The sequence below is a fragment of the Rhizobium ruizarguesonis genome (genome assembly GCF_017357285.1).
Lineage (GTDB): Bacteria > Pseudomonadota > Alphaproteobacteria > Rhizobiales > Rhizobiaceae > Rhizobium > Rhizobium ruizarguesonis.
In genome coordinates, this window is the sequence record NZ_CP071682.1 from 571,677 (window position 1) to 589,796 (window position 18,120).

Sequence of the window (18,120 nt, forward strand, 5' to 3'; positions counted from 1 at the left end):
GGATTTCCTGTTTTGAGAGGATCATTCCATGGAGCATGCCAATTTCACCGACGAAGAAGTTAAGGCCGTGCTTGAACATTTTCAAAAGACGACGCCGTCAACCTTCAAAGAGACAAAAGCCAAATTGGTTGAACTCGGATTGGCAAGCGAAGCCGGATTGCTGAATGCCCGAGGCCAGTCGATTGTCTCTCTGCTGCAAGGCCCTGCCACTTATACGAAGGAAGTGGAAATGGCCGTAGCTCACTACAGCCATAACCCGGGCAACGTCGCCGGGCAGGGAATACTCGCCCTGGGGCTGGGCTACGTCGATAGATTTGGCATGACCGATCTTAACCTTAGGGGACGGATGATAGAGCACTGCTACCGCATGTCGATCCGATAAAAGGGGTTGGTTCCGGCTGGGGGCGGAAATGACACTCTAAGCCTTTGCTCCCTTCAGCCAGAGATATTCGCCGGTCAGTAATATGTGTGCCCGACACCGCTGACGGAGCCAAGGCGAGCCAGTGATCTATAGTTTGATGCCGACTTGCCGCGCCTGTGGCGTCGATCCACTCACTTGGCTGCGCCATGTGCTCACCGGGTTGCCACAGCGAGGCGAAGAGGCCGACGTCGGCGACTTGCTACCGTTCAACTTCTCCAAAACCTCTGCGGCCCGACAGAGCCGCGTATCTCTCCCGGTACGAGTGCGCTTCAGCGGTGCCGCAGCCGTCAATGCGCATGGAAAATCGCGCTTACGGATAGAGGAGGCAAAACGAGGCGACGATAGGCACCCCCACCCGTCCATCTCTCCCCGGCGAGACGGCCTACAGCACCCACACCCGCAAGCGCCATTACCGGCCTTCCTGGGACCTCTTCTGTTTGGCGGGTGCCGCACACCCCGACTGAAGTTCGGTCCCTCTAGGCATCAACATCTCCAGATGCCTGGCTGACGCCAGCGTCAAGATGGCAAACTGGCCAAACCCCGTCCAGATGGGAATCGACAGACCTGATCGGATCCCGAATTCAGCCGCGGCATCGTAGAATTCCTTGATGCTGTTGTCCGCGCGCCGGCGTTCAACATCGACTGACCACCTGAACGCTCGCCTCAGTCGCTTGGCTGCCGTCACCACAGGATCGATGGCCATATACGAACGGGAGAAATAGAGCGATTGCCATTCCTTCTGGTAGGTGGAGACGGCAAAGCTCTTTGCTGTATGGAGATTAAGGTAGGCAAACCGCTCAAATCCATGCGCACGAGCAACGTCGCTCAATGCCGTCTTGAGGGAATGTTCGTTGGCGGCGGCGACCGTCGCGTCGATCAATCTGTCGAAAAGCGAACTTCCATGCATGGGATCACGTGCTCCCTGGAAATCTGACTGGCGGCCCGGGCGAGGCATCGGCGATGGCCGTTCAGCAATGAGGATGTTCCTTGGTGATTTTCAAACTCAAACTGGACGCGTTTGCGTGACGACTGCGCTGATCGGTTTAGATGTGTCACAAATGTCCTGCAACCTGTTGGCGCCCCGAGCAACAAAACTTAATAATGTCGCTGTCTCGCGCGCCAAGCAGGCTGCGACGAGCTTGCGGCGCCCGCGTACAGCACCGTCCTTTGTGAATTCTCACGTGCCACTTCGAAAACGAGAACAAATGAGACAGGGATTTCGATCTGCCGGCGGCTTGCAACGTTTCATCTCAGTCTTTTCAGCAGTCCGAAATCTCTTCGTCCCGCCGCACCAGAAACGGTCAGCCCTCGCCATCCACATTCATCGGATCCGCGCGATGGCGCAGTGGAATGCTGTGGCCGGCGCAACAGTCTGAGGTCAGACAAAAGCCTTGTCCGGGCGTTGATGAAACAACGTGACATCGCCCCTGCGTCTCCGCGCACGTCTAACCTGCTTGATGCGGAAGGGTTCCCCTTCGACGCGGCCGTCGCAGTTGATCTTCAGCCGATGTCGCAGTGCTGCGACTTCTCGATGAAGTGGAACATTGGGAACTTTTCCGACTATCTTCAGTTAGGCCACAAGGATCGCACAGGCGCCCCATACTGGGGTTGTCCGCTTCCCTTCCTTCCTGTGCGGTCCGTCCTTTCCACAAATTTGCTCCGTTTCGGCGGCTTCTTTTTTGATCCGTGGCGAGCGCTGACGGGAACCTAACCGGTCCCTTTTTTGTTGTACCTGCAGGAAAGCACGGGTGTTTGTTCCTCCCCTGCGATCCATGAACTTGCCCCGTCTCGGCGGGGCTTTTTTCGGGAAATCACGGGAAGGTGACGTCGCGCACCCAAATCTAAGGTGATCGAATGGCCTCCGATGGCTTTGAACTGCAAACGGTTCACATCGACGCGGGGGACATTCGGCTTCGCACGTCACGTTGCTGGCGTGTCCGACGTGTAGCCAACGTTTCCCGTTGAAGGATTTCAGCACGCTCCTAGATCTCATCGCTGAGAGCGAGTTCGACATGGATGAACGGCAGGTCGAGCCGATGGTGGCAGTGGTTTCCGAGGCTGTCCGGCGATGGTTCGAGTTCTACGAGAATGGGATCAGCCTCAATTGCAAGTCCAGGTCAAGCGTTGTGACACTGAACACCTCTGGCGTCTTGCAGCGGTTCAGGGCATCCTATGATGGCTGAAAATTGTATTTATGGCAGTTGGAGGAAGGCCGATGCGCTGCTTTACCGTGCTTGGACCCTCGCAGACCGGAAAATCGACAGTCGTGGAAAAGCTCGGCTCCCTGGAGGGGACGCCGAGAAAATCCAGCTCCCCTTATGGATTGAACCTCACAGAATTCACCTTCGGAAACGAGGCGTGGTGTGCACTGGATGCGCCAGGACCCAACGAAGCGTTGGCGCATGCGCAGCACGCGCTTCTTGCCAGCGACGCCTGCATACTGTGCGTTTCATCGGCACCCGCGGAGGCTGTGCTCGCCGCGCCCTATCTGCGGATAGTCGAAGCCTCGGGGACGCCTTGCATCCTCTACGTCAACCGGATGGACGAACCGCGAGGGCGGTTGAGGGACGTGATCGCCGCGCTTCAAGACTACACCAACCACACCCTTTTGCTTCGCCAGATCCCGATCCGCGAGGGGGATAGGGTCATTGGCAGTTGCGATCTGATTTCGGAACGGGCGTGGCGATACCGGGAAGGCCAGCCTTCGGCGCTGATCGCAATCCCCGAAAGCACTGCCGAACGCGAGCACGAAGCGCGCACCGAGCTCCTGGAACACCTGTCCGAATTTGATGACTGGCTTCTCGAGGAACTGATCGAGGACCGCGAGCCATCCAGTGATGCCCTCTATGCCATTTCATCACGGGTTCTCAGGGAAAACAGGATTATTCCAGTCCTGATCGGTGCCGCAAGTCACGGCAACGGCATGATGAGGCTGATGAAGGCGCTGCGCCACGAGGCGCCGCCGGTAGGGGTTCTTCGGCAGCGTCTCGCTCCTACGGGAATTGTCGATGAAGGCAAGCTGGTGGCCGTGAGCTTCCATGCCTATCATCGCCAGAATGTCGGCAAGACGGTGCTCGTGCGCGCACTTGGCGAGGGACTACGGCAAGGCGCATCACTGGGCGGCTCCAGCCTCGGCGCCGTACAAAATCTCGCAAACGGGCGGTCCAATTTGGCGGTTCTGCCTGCGCCGGGGGATGTCTTCGCGACGGTCAAGTCCGACCACCTGCCCGTCCCTTCGCTGTTGACCTCCGGCGCGGTGGTCGCCCCGCCTGAGTGGACGGAACCACCCACGCCGATGCTTGAAAGAATCCTAATTCCGGGCAGCGAGCGCGATGAAAACAAACTTTCCGAAACGCTGGCGAAACTTTCCGAGACGGATCGCGGTCTGGAAGTCTTGCAGGAGGAAGGCACGGGCGCTCAACTCGTCCGCGCCCAGGGGCCGGTGCATCTGCGTGATCTCTGCCGAACGCTGTCCGATGTCTTTCACATCTCCGTGACCGACCGAACGCCCAGCCCAATCTACCGCGAGACGATCACGAAACCATCGGAGGTTCATTACCGCCATCGCAAACAGACCGGCGGTGCCGGGCAATTCGCGGATGTGAAGTTGAGCATTCACCCCAACGAGCGCGGCCAGGGCTTCACCTTTGGCGAAACCATCAAGGGCGGCGCCGTTCCGCGCAATTACATCCCTGCCGTCGAAGCGGGCGCGCGCGAAGCGATGGAGAAAGGACCGCTAGGCTTCGAAGTCATCGATGTCGGCGTAACGCTGTTAGATGGTCAGCACCATACCGTCGACAGTTCGGAACACGCCTTCCGGACTGCGTCGAAAATGGGGGTGCGACAGGCGCTTTCCGAAGGATCGACGGTCTTGATGCAGCCGGTCTTCCGCAGCGAGTTCCACATCCCGTCGGTCTATTCAGGCAGCCTTGTCCAGATCGTCGCCGCTCTCAACGGTCAGGTTCTCGGCTTCGACCGTGATGAAACCACCAAGGGATGGGACATCTTCCGGGCGCTCGTTCCGGGTGGCGCACTTAACGATCTGGCGCGGGCTCTGCGTTCGGCGACGCAGGGCATTGGTTATTTTTCCAAGACCTTCGATCACTTCGAGGAGCTATACGGCAAGGAAGCGGACGCCATCGTGAGGGCAAACGAGAAACCAGGCACCGCACACTGAAACGTTCGCGCAACTTCATGCTCGTTCACAGAGCCGCGCTCATGTCGACGTCCCGACCTTGACCTCATCCTGCCCTACAATCCCGCCGGTCTGGAAGGCGGCGCATATGACATCGCCGCGCAAGCATCGGCCGCATGGGAAGCCGCTGTCTGCTGGGAGGACGAATACGCGATCAAGCGGATTGCCGAAGTTCGAGCGGTCTAGGCAACGGCACCAACGAGGCGGCCGCACGAAACATCGGAAATTGCCTGCCAGCTATTGCCCGTTGGCTAGCCGACGCCAAGCGTTTGCTTTCTTCCGGTCCCGGAGTCTGTCCGAAAACTCTAAATGGAGTCATTCGCCAGCAGATGCCGTGCCAGAAAATCTCTGGCTTTGATGAAGCTCCACGTTTTCGGCGCATTCGCCAGTGGGCCGCCCTCATCAAGGACGTCGCTCAGTGGATACGCGAGGAGTTGAGCGGCTTCGTTTCGATCTGGCGCACTTTGAGCGCCTTCTACAATATCGGCGGCTGTCGATTTGCTGACTGTCAACAGGAATAGTTCCGGGTGGCAGAAGACAGGATCGTAAGCGAGGCCAATTGCAAACTATGCAGAGCGAGTAAGATCAGAGACAGCAATTTCCTCTGCGATCTCACGAGCAACTTCCTGGAATAGATCGACCGTATCAAAGCCTTTACCGGGTTCAGCATAGCCTCCGATAAGATAGAGCCCGCCAGGATTCTGATCCGCCGCAAGGCTTCTCTTCGTGACGATGACACTGTCGTCTGCTGTCAAGACAACAGCAGTCATTCCGAGCGGATCAGCTCGTGCCGCGTGCGGATACACATCACCAAATCTGGGGTCGCGTGTTGCAACATATGCAGAAAACGATGTGCTATTTGCAGCAACAACTAAGCGGCCATCTTCAATCCGATGATCTGCCATGCGGAGCAAAGCCCCGTCGAAGGCGGCAGAATTCTTAATGAGGAGAGCTTCCCAACTTGCTTTCCTCGTCTTTTCCACAGCTTCAGAAAACTGAAAATTTCCGAAAACACGGCATTCGATCTGATCAACCGGGATGCTAAATGACTGGTCTTCAAGCACGGCATTCTCGTCATTCTGGAGTTCTTGGCAGACGATCCGAAGCTCCGGGGTGGCGCATTGCAGGAACTGCCGACGGAAGGAAATGTTTCTGCGGTGAATATCCCTCACGCGTCGCTCGTGTTCGGGCATCACGATCGGATGGAAGTCACCGCTGATCTGTTGGGTGAAAAAGGCCGCTCGACAGATTCCATCCCCTACGCCGATATCGTGGCATTCACATGCCTCAAGGCGTTTGCCTTTGATCATCGGCGTGAGCGCAAAGATGCGCACGATCTCGTCTACTGCCTCGAACACGGAGAAGGCGGGCTCGCCGGTGCAATCGCCAAATTCCAAGAGGCTCTGAAAGGCAACGATCGGGAGGTAATCGAACGTGCCCTGACGCTATTGCTCACCCGTTTTTGTGATCCCGAGCCAGACGAAGGCTACCTGCGCGAAGGCAACGTTGCCGTGGCGCAGTTCGAAATTGAAGGTGCTGCAGACGACACGGAAATCAGAGAAGCCCGGATTTTGCGCCAGCGTGCCGTTAATGATCCCATGCTCGAGTTTTTAAGCGCGCTTGGTATTGAGTCCAAGTGATGCTCGGAGCGCGGGATCTCGTTACTTGGATGAAGTTATCAGGTCAACGCGGGCATTTTGCACGGCTCGATGATCGCCCACCGCTTCGCAGGTTATGGCGTTGCCGATGAAGGTCCCAAACGCACTTCTTAGCTGACACCTTGACCGCAGGACCATTGTTCCATCGGCAAAAACAACGCATTCAAGGCGTCGTCATCGGTCCGGTTTGGGCGGCATCAATTTGCCGAACTCCATCGGAAATGGAAATATGATCGTCGAGGTCTTTTCGCCGGCGATGACGTTCAATGTACTCAAATAACGAAGTTGCATGGCCTCGGGTTGCCTGGCGAGGATTTCGGCTGCTTCAAGCAGTTTGGCTGCAGCCTGCTGCTCGCAGCGCGAAGGCGTTTTCCGGGAGGCGCGACTTCGGGAGCGTTTTGAAAAGCCGTCCGAAAAACGTGCTCGTGAGAAGGCCGAGGGTATCAGGCGCGTCCGTAAACTCGCTCGCAAAAAGCTTGAGCGGGAAAGCGGTATCTCGGCTCCCAAGAAGGCGAGAGCTTCTGGTCGCTAGTGGGGATCGAGTGACGGATGTTTCGTCTGTCGAGGGTATGACGGCCGAGGGCGTACGTTATCGACCGTGATCCGGCCTCCACCCAATTCCCGCTCGCTTGGCGGCTCCGCGCCAATACGGCTATCTGCGCACAGCGTTAAGTTTACGGTGCCCGCCGATCGCATTCCACGACCGCCCCTCCCCTCGGCAGATCAGACATGCTGTCCGCCGTTGATGTGGATTTCGGCGCCATTGATGTACGAGGAGGCGTCACTGCATAAAAAGTATATTGTTTCTGCCACTTCGCGGGGCGTTCCAAGCCGAGCCATCGGGACTTCTTGCTCGACCAATGCGTTGGTGCCCGGCGACAGGATTGAGGTTTCGATTTCGCCTGGAGCGATCGCGTTTGCACGCACACCACGCGGGCCGAACTCATGGGCGAGTTCGCGGGTCAAGGAAGCGAGGCCTGCTTTTGACGCCGCATACGCAACGCCCGCAAAAGGATGAACGCGCGAGCCCGCGATCGAGGTCACATTGACAATGAGACCCTTGGCCGCCTCAAGCTCCGGCAGGAGTGCCCGCGCGAGCAGCGCCGTCGAGATCAGATTGACGTTCAGCACTTTCGTCCAGGTTTCAGCATCGGTTCCGCGAACACCCAGCCTTGATCCGCCCGGGCCTTTGGGCGAAATGCCGGCATTGTTGACCAGTGCGTGAAGCTTCCCATCAGGAAGACGCTCCCTAACCGCTGCGACTAGCGGGCCGACCTGAGAGAGATCTGCAAGATCAGCCTGTATGTTACTCTCCTTTGCTGTCGGCCAGGCGCATTCCTCTGAAAATGGCTGTCGCGACACTGTGAGGATGCGCCAGCCTTTCTCCTGAAATAACTTTACAGTTGCGTGGCCAATCCCGCGGCTTGCGCCTGTCAACAGCATGTATCCGGTTGCCATAAGACCCTCATCCATCTAGATGTATGATGCCTCATAAATGAGAAAGCGTTTGGCGCAAGATGTACGTTTGCCTACGCTCAAATATTATCGCATCGACGTCCACACAGACGTCATTCAGCAGCAGCTACACTCACATGCGCAAGGATGACTCGTCCACCCTGATCGATGTCGTCCATGATTGCCCGCGCCGCCCCCTCCCCCGCTGCCGATATCCAGTCTCATTGCTTGCGTACGAGCGCTGGGTGATCAACCGGCACCCAGCGGCCATCTTGGTCGTGTGAGATGCTCGCGTAGCTTTGTTCTGGTGTCCATTCCGGCGTCTCGGCAAACTGGAAAAAAGAGCTCAGATCCGAGTGACCACCCAAGCCGATCGACGGGGTATATTGAGCTGCAAGCATAATCACACATGCGGCGACGGCGTTGAACGTGTGTTCGAGCCGCGCGTCACTGAATTGTGTTTCTCTATCGTGTTTGACCCGGTTATAAGCGTCGTACCAGGGGAGAGTCTTGGTGGGATCTTGAGAATTCCACCCGGCGAAGGGGCGAATAGGCGTTAGCCACGGATAGGGACGAAAGCCGACCGCATACTGATCGAGGCGCATGACCGGTAGCAACCGCACATAGTCGTTCGTGTTGAGTTTTTGGCCCGACCTACCGTTCGCGACCAGGACCCCCCGCCAATGCGCTTCGACCTCGGTCGCTGCAAGGATCAGCAGGTTGCGGATTTCGTGACCGTAAACACCCAGCGTTTCGGTATGGGGATGGACGGTTTGGCAGATGCGATCGAGATGATGCGTCAGAGCGCGCGCTTGACCAGCACCTACGGCAATCGTGTCGCGCTCTTCGCCGGCGTCGGGGTTTTTAGGATGGGCGAAGCTGCCATTTAGCGGCCTGGCGATGCGACGATAGTAGTGAGCTGGCGGGAGATCGAGGCGATGAAACGGCCCGGTCTCGGGTCCGCCAGGAGTAAACCAAGGAGTGTCTTCTCGAAATGCCGCCCAAATCGAGGCCCGTTTGCCCCTTTTAATATAGGTCCCCGCGCCCTGCTCGGGATTGGAAACACCCAGCCTCACTGCCTCAGAGTCTTGGATACGCCACACCTGCGTCCCGGACCCATCATTGTCCTGGCGAAGATAGTGCGTCGGCGGCTCCTCTTCTCTCGTTCCGTCGCTCATCCCAGGCCACCCTCGACGTCATCGTTCCAATTCATATCTCTACACCACGCCGAAGCGCTTGCGCATTTCAGCGGTGCGTAACCACGTGTCACCGGGCAAGCGTTCGATGAATGCCGCAAAAACGCTGGTAAATGACTGGAGGGTCGTTTGGTCGGTCAGCGCTTCGGCCTGCTGTGTCGGAAGCAATGGCTGCATGTCGGTCAGAAAGCGCGGCCGGGCAAGCTTCGCGAACATCCGTTGCTCAGCCTGTGCCCGCGTGATCACCTGGCCCGAAAGTGCGACGTAGCGGCCAAAAAAGTCAGCCACTTTCTCCACATTCAGGCCCTCAAACGTCTCCAGGCCATGCGCCAGGTCATAGAGATCGCGACCCTTCTCCCGCTGCAGCAGCGCGCGCAGCTTGGTGGCCAACATTTCCTCACGGGAGAATGTCGGGACGGACGCATTCCCGGTGAACCATGGATTGGTCACGCCGAACGGCAAGTCGATCGGCGGATCATACGCTTCGATCTCGCTGATGTTGGTTTCGACCTTGAGGCGGATGGGGACGCCGCCGCCGTCCTCGGCCTCAATCCGGAATTTCAACTTGGGTGCGACCGGACTTGACTCGTACTGACCGTGTCCAAGCCACGGCTCGAGGACGACACGCAAGGCGTCCAGGACCGGGCCGATCGGCCCGGCCTCTGTGCGCACGAGATCAATGTCTTCCGAGTAGCGCAGCGGAGCCGGGAAGTGCAGTTTGTTGAGGGCTGTGCCGCCGCGAAACCTCAAGGCTTCGCGCAAGAAGGGGTCGGTGAATATCGCGACCACCGCCCGGCTGATAATCAGATCCTGTTCGATCTGACGTTGATCGGCCCAAGGCGCGACATTGCCCCACGCGACAATATTCTGAGCTGGTATCATTCATCGGCCTCCGGATAGCGGCGGACGATGACCCGCCAACGCGGGTCGCGCTCGAGCACTTCAGTAGAAAAGTCGGGATCGCCGGCTTCTTTGCGGTCCAGCTCCGTCCAGGGCAGGTTGCCGCGGTCTTCCAAGGCGGTACGCATCGACGCCAGGCGTGTGCCGTGACCCAGCCTGTCGAGAAGGTAGCCGAGGCGCTGCACGACCGGCCGTTCGGTGACGCGCGACAGGTTGGTCAGGCTTTCGAAATCAATCTGCGGCGCGATGTCCCTGAGGACAGTGAAGATGTTATCAAGACCGCCGGCGCCACGAGAATACCGCAGAATGTCGAGCGCTGTGAGAGCTGGTGACGACACTCTCATCGAACCTGTCTCGGTTTTCTTGTCGACAACGCCCGCGGCGACGGTCTCCATATCCTTTCGGTAGTAGAAGACGACGCGGTTGCGACCGGCCCTGATCTTGGGGAGCCGTTTGGCCGCCACGACTTGAAACTCCATCACGGCCTGATGCGTGGCACCGTGCAGTTCGGCAGCCTTAAGCAGACCGACATAATAGGAATTCCCCTCATGGCGCATCAGCGCGTCAATGTACCAGGTTGGTGGCGGAGCGCCCAATGACATGAATTGTGGAGGGACCACGATATAGAAGTCGTGGCGCGGGTTGAGGAGTAGTTTTCGACGCTGCAAACGCTCGGCTGAGTCCAGGAACGCGCCACGATTGATGCCCAGCGCTTCGATCGCCTCTCGGCCATCAAAAACCACCCGCCCCTGGGAGAGCAAGTTTGATGTATAGGCGGAAAGCGCGGCCCGTTTATCGTGAATCATGTCCAATTATCCGCTCTATGTACAGACATTGCAACACGTTTTGTTTGCATGGGTAATTCATGTTCGAATATCCGCGCTACATGCGGATTTTCCAACATGATTTCTCTCCATAGCTTGCAAATCCAGCCGTTGCGCGGACCTTCGCTTTGCGCGCCGGAAGGGACTCCTCGCCAAAGCGAAGGGCGACGCTGCGCATGCCGAATTTCAATTCCCTGACGCGGGCTATTTCCTGAGCCGTCAGACGCTCGTTCCCTCAAAAAGGCCAGGCATGGCCCTATGGCGTGAAAAGCTCTTCGCCGGGCGTTGTCACGTTGTTTGAATGCGGCCACGTGAGGCCGAGCCTGCGCTTTTCAGGCAGGCCGTGCACTCACGGCTTCCCACGCGGCCATTGCCTGGCGTCGATGGGTTCGAATTTGTGCTGCGGAGCGGTTGGTCTGGGATGGGACGAAGAGGTTTCGGACGGCGGAGAAGATCGACACGAACTGTTGCAATGAGCCAACCGACCGGAAACCCTGTCGCGTTCGCTCCCGTTTTCTCAACGGCAGGTGAGAATTCTCCGCCCGGTTGTTCAAGCCTTTATGCGAGCGGTGTTCCACATTCGGCATGATCTGGCGTTTGGCCGCCCCGTAGGAGCGCAATTTGTCGGTGATCATACGCTTTGGCGGCATGCCGTGTTTCTTCAGAAGTCGCGTCAGCAGGCGCTTGGCCGCCTTGTCGGTGCACTCACGGTCATGGGTGCGCTGCTACCTCAATTTCCTTACCGCTCAATCAATGTGACAGTACCCTCTCATCAACCCGTCCGACGGCGGGAGAGGATCATGAAGCGCTTCAAGTCAGCGCGACACCTTCAGCGTTTCGTTTCCGTACACGACCCGATCGCCAACCTCTTTAACGTTCCCCGCCACGATATTCCATCCACCACCATCGAGAATTGCGAGCAACTGCCATCCAAGCATGGCGCCAAATCGCGCCACGCCGAATGAACCAAAGCCTCACTCCCAGATCTTGTCTTCGCAGCGTTAAGTTTACAGTGCCCGCCGAGCCGTTCGGGCAGGTCACGCCAGCGACCGCCGGAACGGGCCACCCACAACAGCGCGTCCAGGAACAGCCGGTTGTTCGTGCGCGGGCCGCGTTTGCCCTTCGTGCCGCCCGGCACACAATCCTTGATCCGTTCCCACTGGTCATCCCGAAGCGCATCACAATCCACGGCCGATATCCAAAAGTCAGCCTTGAATCTGATTTGCGCCTCCGGCGGAATCCCAAACCGTTAAATCGTCACCACGACCTAATTCGGTCGAAGCCTTTTGGTCGCAATCAGCATGACGAGATCTTCGGAGGCATCTGCGAGCGCCAGTGCCAATTCCGCAGCCGACCATCCACGTTTCTGCAAACTGACGAGCATTTCCACCATCGCGACTTCGACTTCTCGTCTGCAGTTCGAAATCGGCTTCAATTCGATATGTTTCTCATCACATGCCGTGGTCATCTTAGCCTCCGCTCTGCCATATGAAAGGCAGCGTCAACAATTTCGACAATGGGTGGATATGGTAGGGGTTGCATGCAAGCCTCAAGCCATTACGCATCGACACAGATTGCCTCGGCTGCGCGCAACCCCTCGCGCGCCATTATTTGCCGATGTCCGGCATCAGGAGCGTCTCGCATGTATCTGCACAATAGGCGGTGGAATTCTTCCCGGCGCCTGAGCGGGTGCACGTAGAATGATTCCTGTTGCAAGCCAACGCTTGCGCAAAGCGCGCAAGAACAATTCTCCGATAGTTCACGACCTATCCTCCTATTTTTGCATGTTTTGTTTTGAATAAATATCGTTTTATGTTGCCGGCGCCCCGAAACTACATTGCACCGGCAGCTGCGTATTTTGGAATTTCCGAACTTCCTTCGGAATTAACCACTACTCATTTAGATATATGAACAGGACGCAATTGTCGTTATCGCCGCATCCTGAAAATTATCGGTCCGTCCATTTCTGCTCACCAGGGAATATGATAAGTAGCTTATGCACGTAAAGCTTTAGCCAATTCGGCTTTTGTAAGATGGCTGCGCGGTTCAGCCGCGAAAACGATTGTTTGCTTCAGTTTCAGCAGCCCGGATCGGCTTATGCGCTGGAGGAATTGGATGGTTACGGAGTCTGGAGATGACCCCGCTGCGGGACAGGAATGACCGGCGCACCTGGAGCGGCGGCGCTGGTGCCCTTGCGATTTTCGACGCATAACCTGCCACCGAAAGAACAGTTCCAGTCCTGGCGATCACATATGGCTCCGCTTGTGGATGTTCATCTGCCGGATGGAAAACAGAGGGCGACGGTTTTCTTGCGGAACAGACCGGATGGCATCTCGGCGATATCCTCATCGTTCAGCAGCGCGCGCAGGCATGCAGCTATATTCAGGCCATGCTGCGATCGAGCCCAATCGATCACTGGAACGTCGGCGTAACGCGCAGCGGCTGGGCGTGGACCGAGGCCAAACGGCATGTAACGGCGACCGGCCCAGGTGAGGTATTTTTCAGGTCTCTTGGTTATCCTTACCGCGGGCGGATGACCGATTCAGTCGCTGTGCTCGTCTTCTTGCCGTAGCTGCTTGATTGTGACCCGATGTCCTCGGACGTGAAGTGCGTCGGCTTAGACTTCGGCGACAGAATCGTCCCGCCGCCGAACACCCTCCAGCTTATAGAAGCCGCGGCCATCGCCAATTTCGTAGCAGAGGTCGAGGTGCGGTACCGTCACGGTAACCGGGCATCGATCAAACGTGGGATCTGGCGGTATGATAAGCCTCGTCACCGCGACCCGTCGGCAGTTTGAACTCCCCATCACGATCCGCCAAGGCGGATAGGTCGCCCGACAGATCGAAGAGCTGTTGGGCTATGAGGTGCACGACCTCCCCTTCCCGTTGGATTCGGCCATTGATAGCCATCATGCTCGATCCAAACGCATCCCGTCGCTGAACGTCGAGCGATGGCAGGAAAGGATCGGCCTCCGCCAGATCGACCAACGATGCTGCCGAAACGCTCGCGCGCCGCCACATGTCATCGATGCTGTCGAAGGGGTGATCGGCACGGGCGGCCACTATGCGTGCTGCGTCGACCGCCGCTAGTCCACGCACCAAGCGCATGCCCAAGCGGACAGCATGGCGGCGCTCTCCCTCCAGAGTGAAAATTACGTCGAGGGACCAAGGGGAAGACCTCCAAAACTACGAATTCTCGCAGCTATCCGTCTTCGATTTTTCAACGCGCGGCGCGGCGGCCATCAACTGGCCGACCCGATTTGACTCCAGCCTTGGATCGAACCGGCTACACGGTTCTTTTCCTTGATTTTCTCCGGAAGAAAAGGAAGGCCACCATAATGAGGAATACGACGACGAGGTAACCGGAACTGTCTCCGCTCTTGCTCCCGCTTCGGTTTGCGATGGGGATGGCGGGAGCCGGCGGCGACACTTGCGGCGAAAGGCTCACCGGCTCGGAAGAAAGGACCTCAGGCTTTGGATCGACCGAAGATACGATGGGTACCGCAACCACATTCACCGGAAGCGCGGCGGGCTGTGCATCGCCATTCGAACTCGGAAACAGCGACTTCAGCGAATCCTGGGTCACGACGCCGGAAGGCGTGAGCCCATGGGCCCGCTGAAACCCCTTGAGTGCGGCGACGGATTTCGATCCCCAGATCCCGTCTGGCGTGCCCGCATCAAAACCCTGATCGGCAAGCGCCTTCTGGACGTCGCGAACCGGTCTGATTTCTGCGTGGACCTGTCCTGTCGAGATCGCGCAAAACATGCACGCCATCGCCAATGCCGAGAATTTCGCTTGGATCGTCATGTGACTCATTCCCCGAGACGGATGACTATACACCGCTGGGTTGACGCGCCAATGCTCCCGACCCGCCCTCAACACCCGTCAATGCGACTTTTCTATCCTATTGGCACAAAGTCCAAAAAAAGTCGGTATCAACTTCGGCGTTCAGATTCAGGAATCATCGCAACCAATCTATGCTATCACCTTCTGGTTGCTCCTCAGGATGACACAAGTGAACCTGGACATCGCGCCGATCTTCCGGCCCTACCTTGATGAAGCCATAGCGCGCTTCTCCTATCTGCATCCCGAGGTGGTCGTCACCACCACGGAGGACGGCGTCGAGGTGAGCAGTTGCGACCTGGATCTGATCGCCGCATTTCGGCATACGCTTTATCGCCAAAAGATCCATCGTGAGACCGATATGCTTCGCCGGGCAGTCATCGAAAGACTGCTGCGATGACCGTGATGCCGCTGAAGTTCCGGCCGATCGGCACGGAAGGTTTCATCTTTTGCGACGACGCCGGGGGATTCTTTCGTTCCAGCGAGACGTTCCTCGATCGCTACGTAGAGGACAGGCTGGCGCCCGGCGATGAGGCGTTTCTCAAGACGAACGGGCATGCTTTCGAAAAGAGCGGCGACCTCGGCTATAGTGCCTTTGCCTACCGATGGGCCAAGCGTCTGCACGCGCCTTCCGAGCTCGACTACGTCATTCTCGTGCCCACACTGCGCTGCAATCTCTCCTGCGCCTACTGCCAGGTCAGCCGTGTCAACGAAAACGCCTCCGGACATGATTGGGATGCGGCAACGCTCAATGCGGTCCTCGGCTTCCTCGACGGGCTCTCGACGAGGACGATCAAGATCGAATTCCAGGGCGGCGAGCCCCTCCTTCGACTGGACATTCTAAAGGAGGTCCGCGCCTTCGCGCGGCAGCGCTTCGAGAAGGTGCAATTCGTCGTCTGTACCAATCTTCAGGAGGTGAGCGAGCAGGCATGGGGCTTCCTGTCGTCGCAAGATACCTCCATCAGCACGTCGCTCGATCCCACAATCGACCTGCATCAACGTCACCGGACCGAAAGCGCTGCGACGACACAGGGGTTCTTCCGGAATCTGGCGCGAGCGACGGACTCCTGGCCCGAGCGGGTATCAGCACTACCAACCTTCGACCTCGATGCCCTGCCCGATCCCTGCGACGTGATCGAGCTCTACTCGTCCTTTGGCTTCCGGTCGATCTATCTACGCCCGGTCAATCATCAGGGCTTTGCCCGAAAACGCTTCCGGACAAAAGATGTCGCCGGTCGCTGGAGCGACTATGTCCGTCGGTTCATCATGTCCCTCATCGAACACAACGCGACATCGGAGCAGACGATTGAGGAGTTCTATTTCTCCCACTGCCTGCGGCGGGTCGTACGCGGCGGTCATGACAATCATGTCGACCTCAGGAACCCCAACATCGTCGGCAGAAGTTATTTGGTGATTGATCACGACGGTTCGTTCTACCCGACCGACGAGGCGCGCATGATCAGCCGGCTCGACCAGATCGATCTGCGCATGGGCGACGTCCGCACGGGACTGGATCGGACAATCGTCGATGCTCTCAATATGGAGGCGCTCAATCTCTTCGACGCTGATTGCGTGCACTGTCCCTATCAGGCCTTCTGCGGCGTCGACCTCATTGACGATCTCTCCAGACATGGGCGGATCGACCTGCCCCGCCACCAGACCGACTTCTGCCAGCGGCATACAGCGATCTTCGATCTCGTCTTCGAGCTGCTCTTTTCCGACGACCCGAAGGTGCGGAGATCGATCGCACTATGGTCGGGCCTGGAGGAGATCGATCCGCTATTGACGAAGGTCCACTCATGATCGACTTGCGCATCAAGGTCGAGCCGCTTCCGATCGTCGATCCTCTCATCGTCAGACTGCGGAACGAGGCAGACGATCTTGGGCCGAATGATGCTGTCCTGATCGGGACCGATGGAACTCGGCGGGAATACGACTTCCAGGGGTTCTCGCTCACTCTCCACGCGACGGACGGTGTCGCGCTCGACAACGACGTCATCATGGTCCTGCCGGGACAGGCAAGCGCTCGGCGGCTGATCAGGGCGGATTCGCAGCACAACACGTTTCTGATTACCGAGCAGTGCGATCAGTTGTGCGTCATGTGCTCGCAGCCTCCGAAGAAGAACCATGTCGACCTGTTTGCGGAACTCGAGACCGCCGCCTCGCTTGCGCCGGCGAATGCCTATATTGGCCTCTCCGGCGGCGAGCCTCTCCTCCACAAGGGCAAGCTCTTCGACATGCTGCTGTCGCTGGCAAAGACCCGACCGGACCTGAAATTCCATATCCTGTCGAACGGCCAGCACTTCGACGAAGTGGACATCGCCACGCTTCAAGAGATCGGCCCCACGCGCATCCTCTGGGGTATCCCGCTTTATGCGGCTAAGGCAGAACTCCACGATACCATCGTCAAGAAGCAGCGTGCCTTCGACCGGCTCATCCAATCCTTCGCTATGCTGTTCGAGGCAGGTGCCGCCATCGAGCTTCGAACGGTAGTGATGCGGCAAAACGACGTCGACCTACCTGCGCTGGCCGGCTTCGTCGGCACCGCCCTGCCCTTCGTCGAACGCTGGGCCATCATGCAGCTCGAAAACATCGGCTTCGGCCGCATGAATTGGGATTTGATCTTCAAGGATACCTCGACGGATTTCGCCAATCTCGCGCGCGCCATCAATATCGCGACCGCAAGGGATGTGCCGGTCCAGCTCTATAATTTCCCGCTCTGCTCGGTCGCGGAGCGCTACCGCCACCTCGCGGCAGCGTCGATCTCAGACTGGAAGAACAAGCAAGAGCCCTTCTGCACAAACTGCTCCGCACGGCAGCGATGCGGAGGATTTTTCGAATGGTATGATCACAGGAAAGGTTTCAGGGGGCTGGGGCCGATATGAAACGACGCGTATTTCTCATCCCGTCGCTGTTGGCGGCAGGATTCCTGCCGGTAAGGACCGACGCCATGCCGCTTGATCCGATCGTCAAGAAACCAGACCCGCATTCGATTCTCGAGCGGCTGAAGATCAGGCATCTCTATTCGCTGGCCGGCCATCGCTCCCATTCGAGCCACAGCTCGCACAGTTCCCACTCCAGCCACCGGTCGAGCGGCGGCGGCGGCTATCTGCCGAGCACGACCGATAGCAGCCCCTCCTACAGTGAACCCTCGCCACCGCCGCCACCTCGCTACACCGCGCCAACCTATTCCCCACCGGCGGCCCTGATTGCACCGACGCCCGCTCCTGCGCCCGCCGCTCCGCAGCAGATGGCACCCGCGAAAACTCTGCCCGGAAACGCGAACAAGTTCAGGCGGATCGTCATCCAGGTGCAGTCGGGATTGACGGCCTACGGCTATTACGCTGGCGCCCTGACTGGCGTCGTCGACGAGGACACGCGCGCGGCGCTGAGCCAGATGCAGAAGGACAACAACCTCAAGATAACCGGCACGGTAACGACAGAGGTCTTGAACGCATTCGGGATTGCAGCACAATAGCGATTGGAATGCCGTTCCGCTCTATACCCACCGCTTGGCACGCTGCTCGCCAAGGTCGATGAGGCGACGCATCTGAACTGAGGCAGCAGCGACATCGAGGGCAATCTGACGGTCGCGGCGATCTATACCGTCGTTGGCTACTTTCTCAGC

General features: G+C 58.1%; 17 protein-coding genes and 10 pseudogenes. 14 read left to right on the top strand and 13 right to left on the bottom strand.

Annotated features, from left to right (window positions below; all coding sequences use genetic code 11):
* Window positions 1–28: 28 nt before the first annotated feature.
* Window positions 29–382 carry a hypothetical protein gene (locus J3P73_RS36995; protein ID WP_207580326.1) on the top strand — a complete coding sequence of 118 codons (354 nt, stop codon included), beginning with the start codon at window positions 29–31 and terminating at the stop codon, window positions 380–382.
* 92 nt (window positions 383–474) lie between these two features.
* A pseudogene (locus tag J3P73_RS37000) lies at window positions 475–653 on the top strand (transposase domain-containing protein); the annotation flags it as partial.
* 177 nt (window positions 654–830) lie between these two features.
* Here the strand turns inward: J3P73_RS37000 and J3P73_RS37005 are convergent.
* Window positions 831–1,301 (bottom strand): autoinducer binding domain-containing protein, encoded by a 471-nt coding sequence (locus J3P73_RS37005; protein WP_245002790.1) that lies wholly within the window; start codon window positions 1,299–1,301, stop codon window positions 831–833.
* A gap of 292 nt (window positions 1,302–1,593) precedes the next feature.
* Here J3P73_RS37005 and J3P73_RS37010 point away from each other — a divergent pair.
* The 4 genes and pseudogenes from J3P73_RS37010 to J3P73_RS37025 form a co-directional block, all read left to right on the top strand.
* Window positions 1,594–1,797, top strand: a pseudogene (locus J3P73_RS37010) (IS6 family transposase); the annotation flags it as partial.
* 636 nt (window positions 1,798–2,433) lie between these two features.
* On the top strand, window positions 2,434–2,604 hold the full coding sequence (locus tag J3P73_RS37015; protein WP_157633279.1) for a hypothetical protein: 171 nt from the start codon (window positions 2,434–2,436) through the stop codon (window positions 2,602–2,604).
* A 32-nt stretch (window positions 2,605–2,636) separates the two neighbouring features.
* Window positions 2,637–4,598, top strand: a complete 1,962-nt coding sequence (locus J3P73_RS37020; protein ID WP_018483752.1) for an elongation factor G — start codon at window positions 2,637–2,639, stop codon at window positions 4,596–4,598.
* A 51-nt stretch (window positions 4,599–4,649) separates the two neighbouring features.
* A pseudogene (locus J3P73_RS37025) lies at window positions 4,650–4,802 on the top strand (aminoglycoside phosphotransferase); the annotation flags it as partial.
* Between the two features lie 119 nt (window positions 4,803–4,921).
* On the opposite strand, the gene J3P73_RS37030 reads toward J3P73_RS37025, so the two are convergent.
* Together J3P73_RS37030 and J3P73_RS37035 are read right to left on the bottom strand one after the other, a co-directional pair.
* Window positions 4,922–5,128: a hypothetical protein gene (locus J3P73_RS37030; protein WP_080642907.1), complete on the bottom strand. Its 207-nt coding sequence runs from the start codon at window positions 5,126–5,128 to the stop codon at window positions 4,922–4,924.
* Between the two features lie 54 nt (window positions 5,129–5,182).
* Window positions 5,183–5,680 (bottom strand): hypothetical protein, encoded by a 498-nt coding sequence (locus J3P73_RS37035; protein WP_130676468.1) that lies wholly within the window; start codon window positions 5,678–5,680, stop codon window positions 5,183–5,185.
* A 24-nt stretch (window positions 5,681–5,704) separates the two neighbouring features.
* Between J3P73_RS37035 and J3P73_RS37040 the strand changes: the two genes are divergently transcribed.
* Window positions 5,705–6,256: a hypothetical protein gene (locus tag J3P73_RS37040; protein WP_245002791.1), complete on the top strand. Its 552-nt coding sequence runs from the start codon at window positions 5,705–5,707 to the stop codon at window positions 6,254–6,256.
* A gap of 192 nt (window positions 6,257–6,448) precedes the next feature.
* Here the strand turns inward: J3P73_RS37040 and J3P73_RS37045 are convergent.
* A pseudogene (locus J3P73_RS37045) lies at window positions 6,449–6,631 on the bottom strand (slipin family protein); the annotation flags it as partial.
* Here J3P73_RS37045 and J3P73_RS37050 point away from each other — a divergent pair.
* A pseudogene (locus J3P73_RS37050) lies at window positions 6,630–6,806 on the top strand (small ribosomal subunit protein bS21); the annotation flags it as partial. The pseudogenes J3P73_RS37045 and J3P73_RS37050 sit on opposite strands and share 2 nt — an antisense overlap.
* Before the next feature lie 191 nt (window positions 6,807–6,997).
* Here the strand turns inward: J3P73_RS37050 and J3P73_RS37055 are convergent.
* From J3P73_RS37055 to J3P73_RS37075, 5 genes and pseudogenes are all read right to left on the bottom strand, one after another.
* A complete protein-coding gene (locus tag J3P73_RS37055; RefSeq protein WP_207580327.1) occupies window positions 6,998–7,732 on the bottom strand; it encodes an SDR family NAD(P)-dependent oxidoreductase in 735 nt (244 codons plus the stop codon).
* Window positions 7,733–7,950: 218 nt separating this feature from the next.
* Window positions 7,951–8,907: a hypothetical protein gene (locus J3P73_RS37060; protein ID WP_207580328.1), complete on the bottom strand. Its 957-nt coding sequence runs from the start codon at window positions 8,905–8,907 to the stop codon at window positions 7,951–7,953.
* 39 nt (window positions 8,908–8,946) lie between these two features.
* A complete protein-coding gene (locus J3P73_RS37065; RefSeq protein WP_018486494.1) occupies window positions 8,947–9,807 on the bottom strand; it encodes a nucleotidyl transferase AbiEii/AbiGii toxin family protein in 861 nt (286 codons plus the stop codon).
* Window positions 9,804–10,631 (bottom strand): type IV toxin-antitoxin system AbiEi family antitoxin domain-containing protein, encoded by an 828-nt coding sequence (locus tag J3P73_RS37070; protein ID WP_018486493.1) that lies wholly within the window; start codon window positions 10,629–10,631, stop codon window positions 9,804–9,806. Before J3P73_RS37070 ends, J3P73_RS37065 begins: the two co-directional genes overlap by 4 nt.
* Before the next feature lie 350 nt (window positions 10,632–10,981).
* Window positions 10,982–11,344 (bottom strand): annotated as a pseudogene (locus J3P73_RS37075) (DDE-type integrase/transposase/recombinase); the annotation flags it as partial.
* 72 nt (window positions 11,345–11,416) lie between these two features.
* Here J3P73_RS37075 and J3P73_RS38430 point away from each other — a divergent pair.
* Window positions 11,417–11,530: pseudogene (locus J3P73_RS38430) on the top strand (IS6 family transposase); the annotation flags it as partial.
* A 137-nt stretch (window positions 11,531–11,667) separates the two neighbouring features.
* Here the strand turns inward: J3P73_RS38430 and J3P73_RS37085 are convergent.
* Together J3P73_RS37085 and J3P73_RS37090 are read right to left on the bottom strand one after the other, a co-directional pair.
* Window positions 11,668–11,838, bottom strand: a pseudogene (locus tag J3P73_RS37085) (transposase); the annotation flags it as partial.
* A 78-nt stretch (window positions 11,839–11,916) separates the two neighbouring features.
* The gene (locus J3P73_RS37090) at window positions 11,917–12,117 is read right to left on the bottom strand and encodes a hypothetical protein (protein WP_026237248.1); all 201 of its coding nucleotides are present in this window, start codon (window positions 12,115–12,117) and stop codon (window positions 11,917–11,919) included.
* Between the two features lie 701 nt (window positions 12,118–12,818).
* Here J3P73_RS37090 and J3P73_RS37095 point away from each other — a divergent pair.
* Window positions 12,819–13,218 (top strand): annotated as a pseudogene (locus J3P73_RS37095) (AraC family transcriptional regulator); the annotation flags it as partial.
* A gap of 190 nt (window positions 13,219–13,408) precedes the next feature.
* Here J3P73_RS37095 and J3P73_RS37100 read toward each other — a convergent pair.
* Together J3P73_RS37100 and J3P73_RS37105 are read right to left on the bottom strand one after the other, a co-directional pair.
* Window positions 13,409–13,792, bottom strand: a pseudogene (locus J3P73_RS37100) (helix-hairpin-helix domain-containing protein); the annotation flags it as partial.
* A 142-nt stretch (window positions 13,793–13,934) separates the two neighbouring features.
* On the bottom strand, window positions 13,935–14,456 hold the full coding sequence (locus J3P73_RS37105) for a peptidoglycan-binding domain-containing protein (protein WP_018486486.1): 522 nt from the start codon (window positions 14,454–14,456) through the stop codon (window positions 13,935–13,937).
* A 199-nt stretch (window positions 14,457–14,655) separates the two neighbouring features.
* Here J3P73_RS37105 and J3P73_RS37110 point away from each other — a divergent pair, with 199 nt between their 5' ends.
* The 4 genes from J3P73_RS37110 to hxsA are packed head-to-tail and all read left to right on the top strand — an operon-like array spanning window position 14,656 to window position 17,970.
* A complete protein-coding gene (locus tag J3P73_RS37110) occupies window positions 14,656–14,892 on the top strand; it encodes a hypothetical protein (RefSeq protein ID WP_204340063.1) in 237 nt (78 codons plus the stop codon).
* Window positions 14,889–16,295 carry a His-Xaa-Ser system radical SAM maturase HxsB gene (hxsB, locus tag J3P73_RS37115; RefSeq protein WP_018486484.1) on the top strand — a complete coding sequence of 469 codons (1,407 nt, stop codon included), beginning with the start codon at window positions 14,889–14,891 and terminating at the stop codon, window positions 16,293–16,295. Before J3P73_RS37110 ends, hxsB begins: the two co-directional genes overlap by 4 nt.
* Window positions 16,292–17,377, top strand: a complete 1,086-nt coding sequence (hxsC, locus tag J3P73_RS37120) for a His-Xaa-Ser system radical SAM maturase HxsC (protein ID WP_018486483.1) — start codon at window positions 16,292–16,294, stop codon at window positions 17,375–17,377. The genes hxsB and hxsC overlap by 4 nt, the downstream gene beginning before the upstream one ends.
* Window positions 17,374–17,970: a His-Xaa-Ser repeat protein HxsA gene (hxsA, locus tag J3P73_RS37125; RefSeq protein WP_018486482.1), complete on the top strand. Its 597-nt coding sequence runs from the start codon at window positions 17,374–17,376 to the stop codon at window positions 17,968–17,970. Before hxsC ends, hxsA begins: the two co-directional genes overlap by 4 nt.
* The last annotated feature ends 150 nt before the right edge of the window (window positions 17,971–18,120 follow it).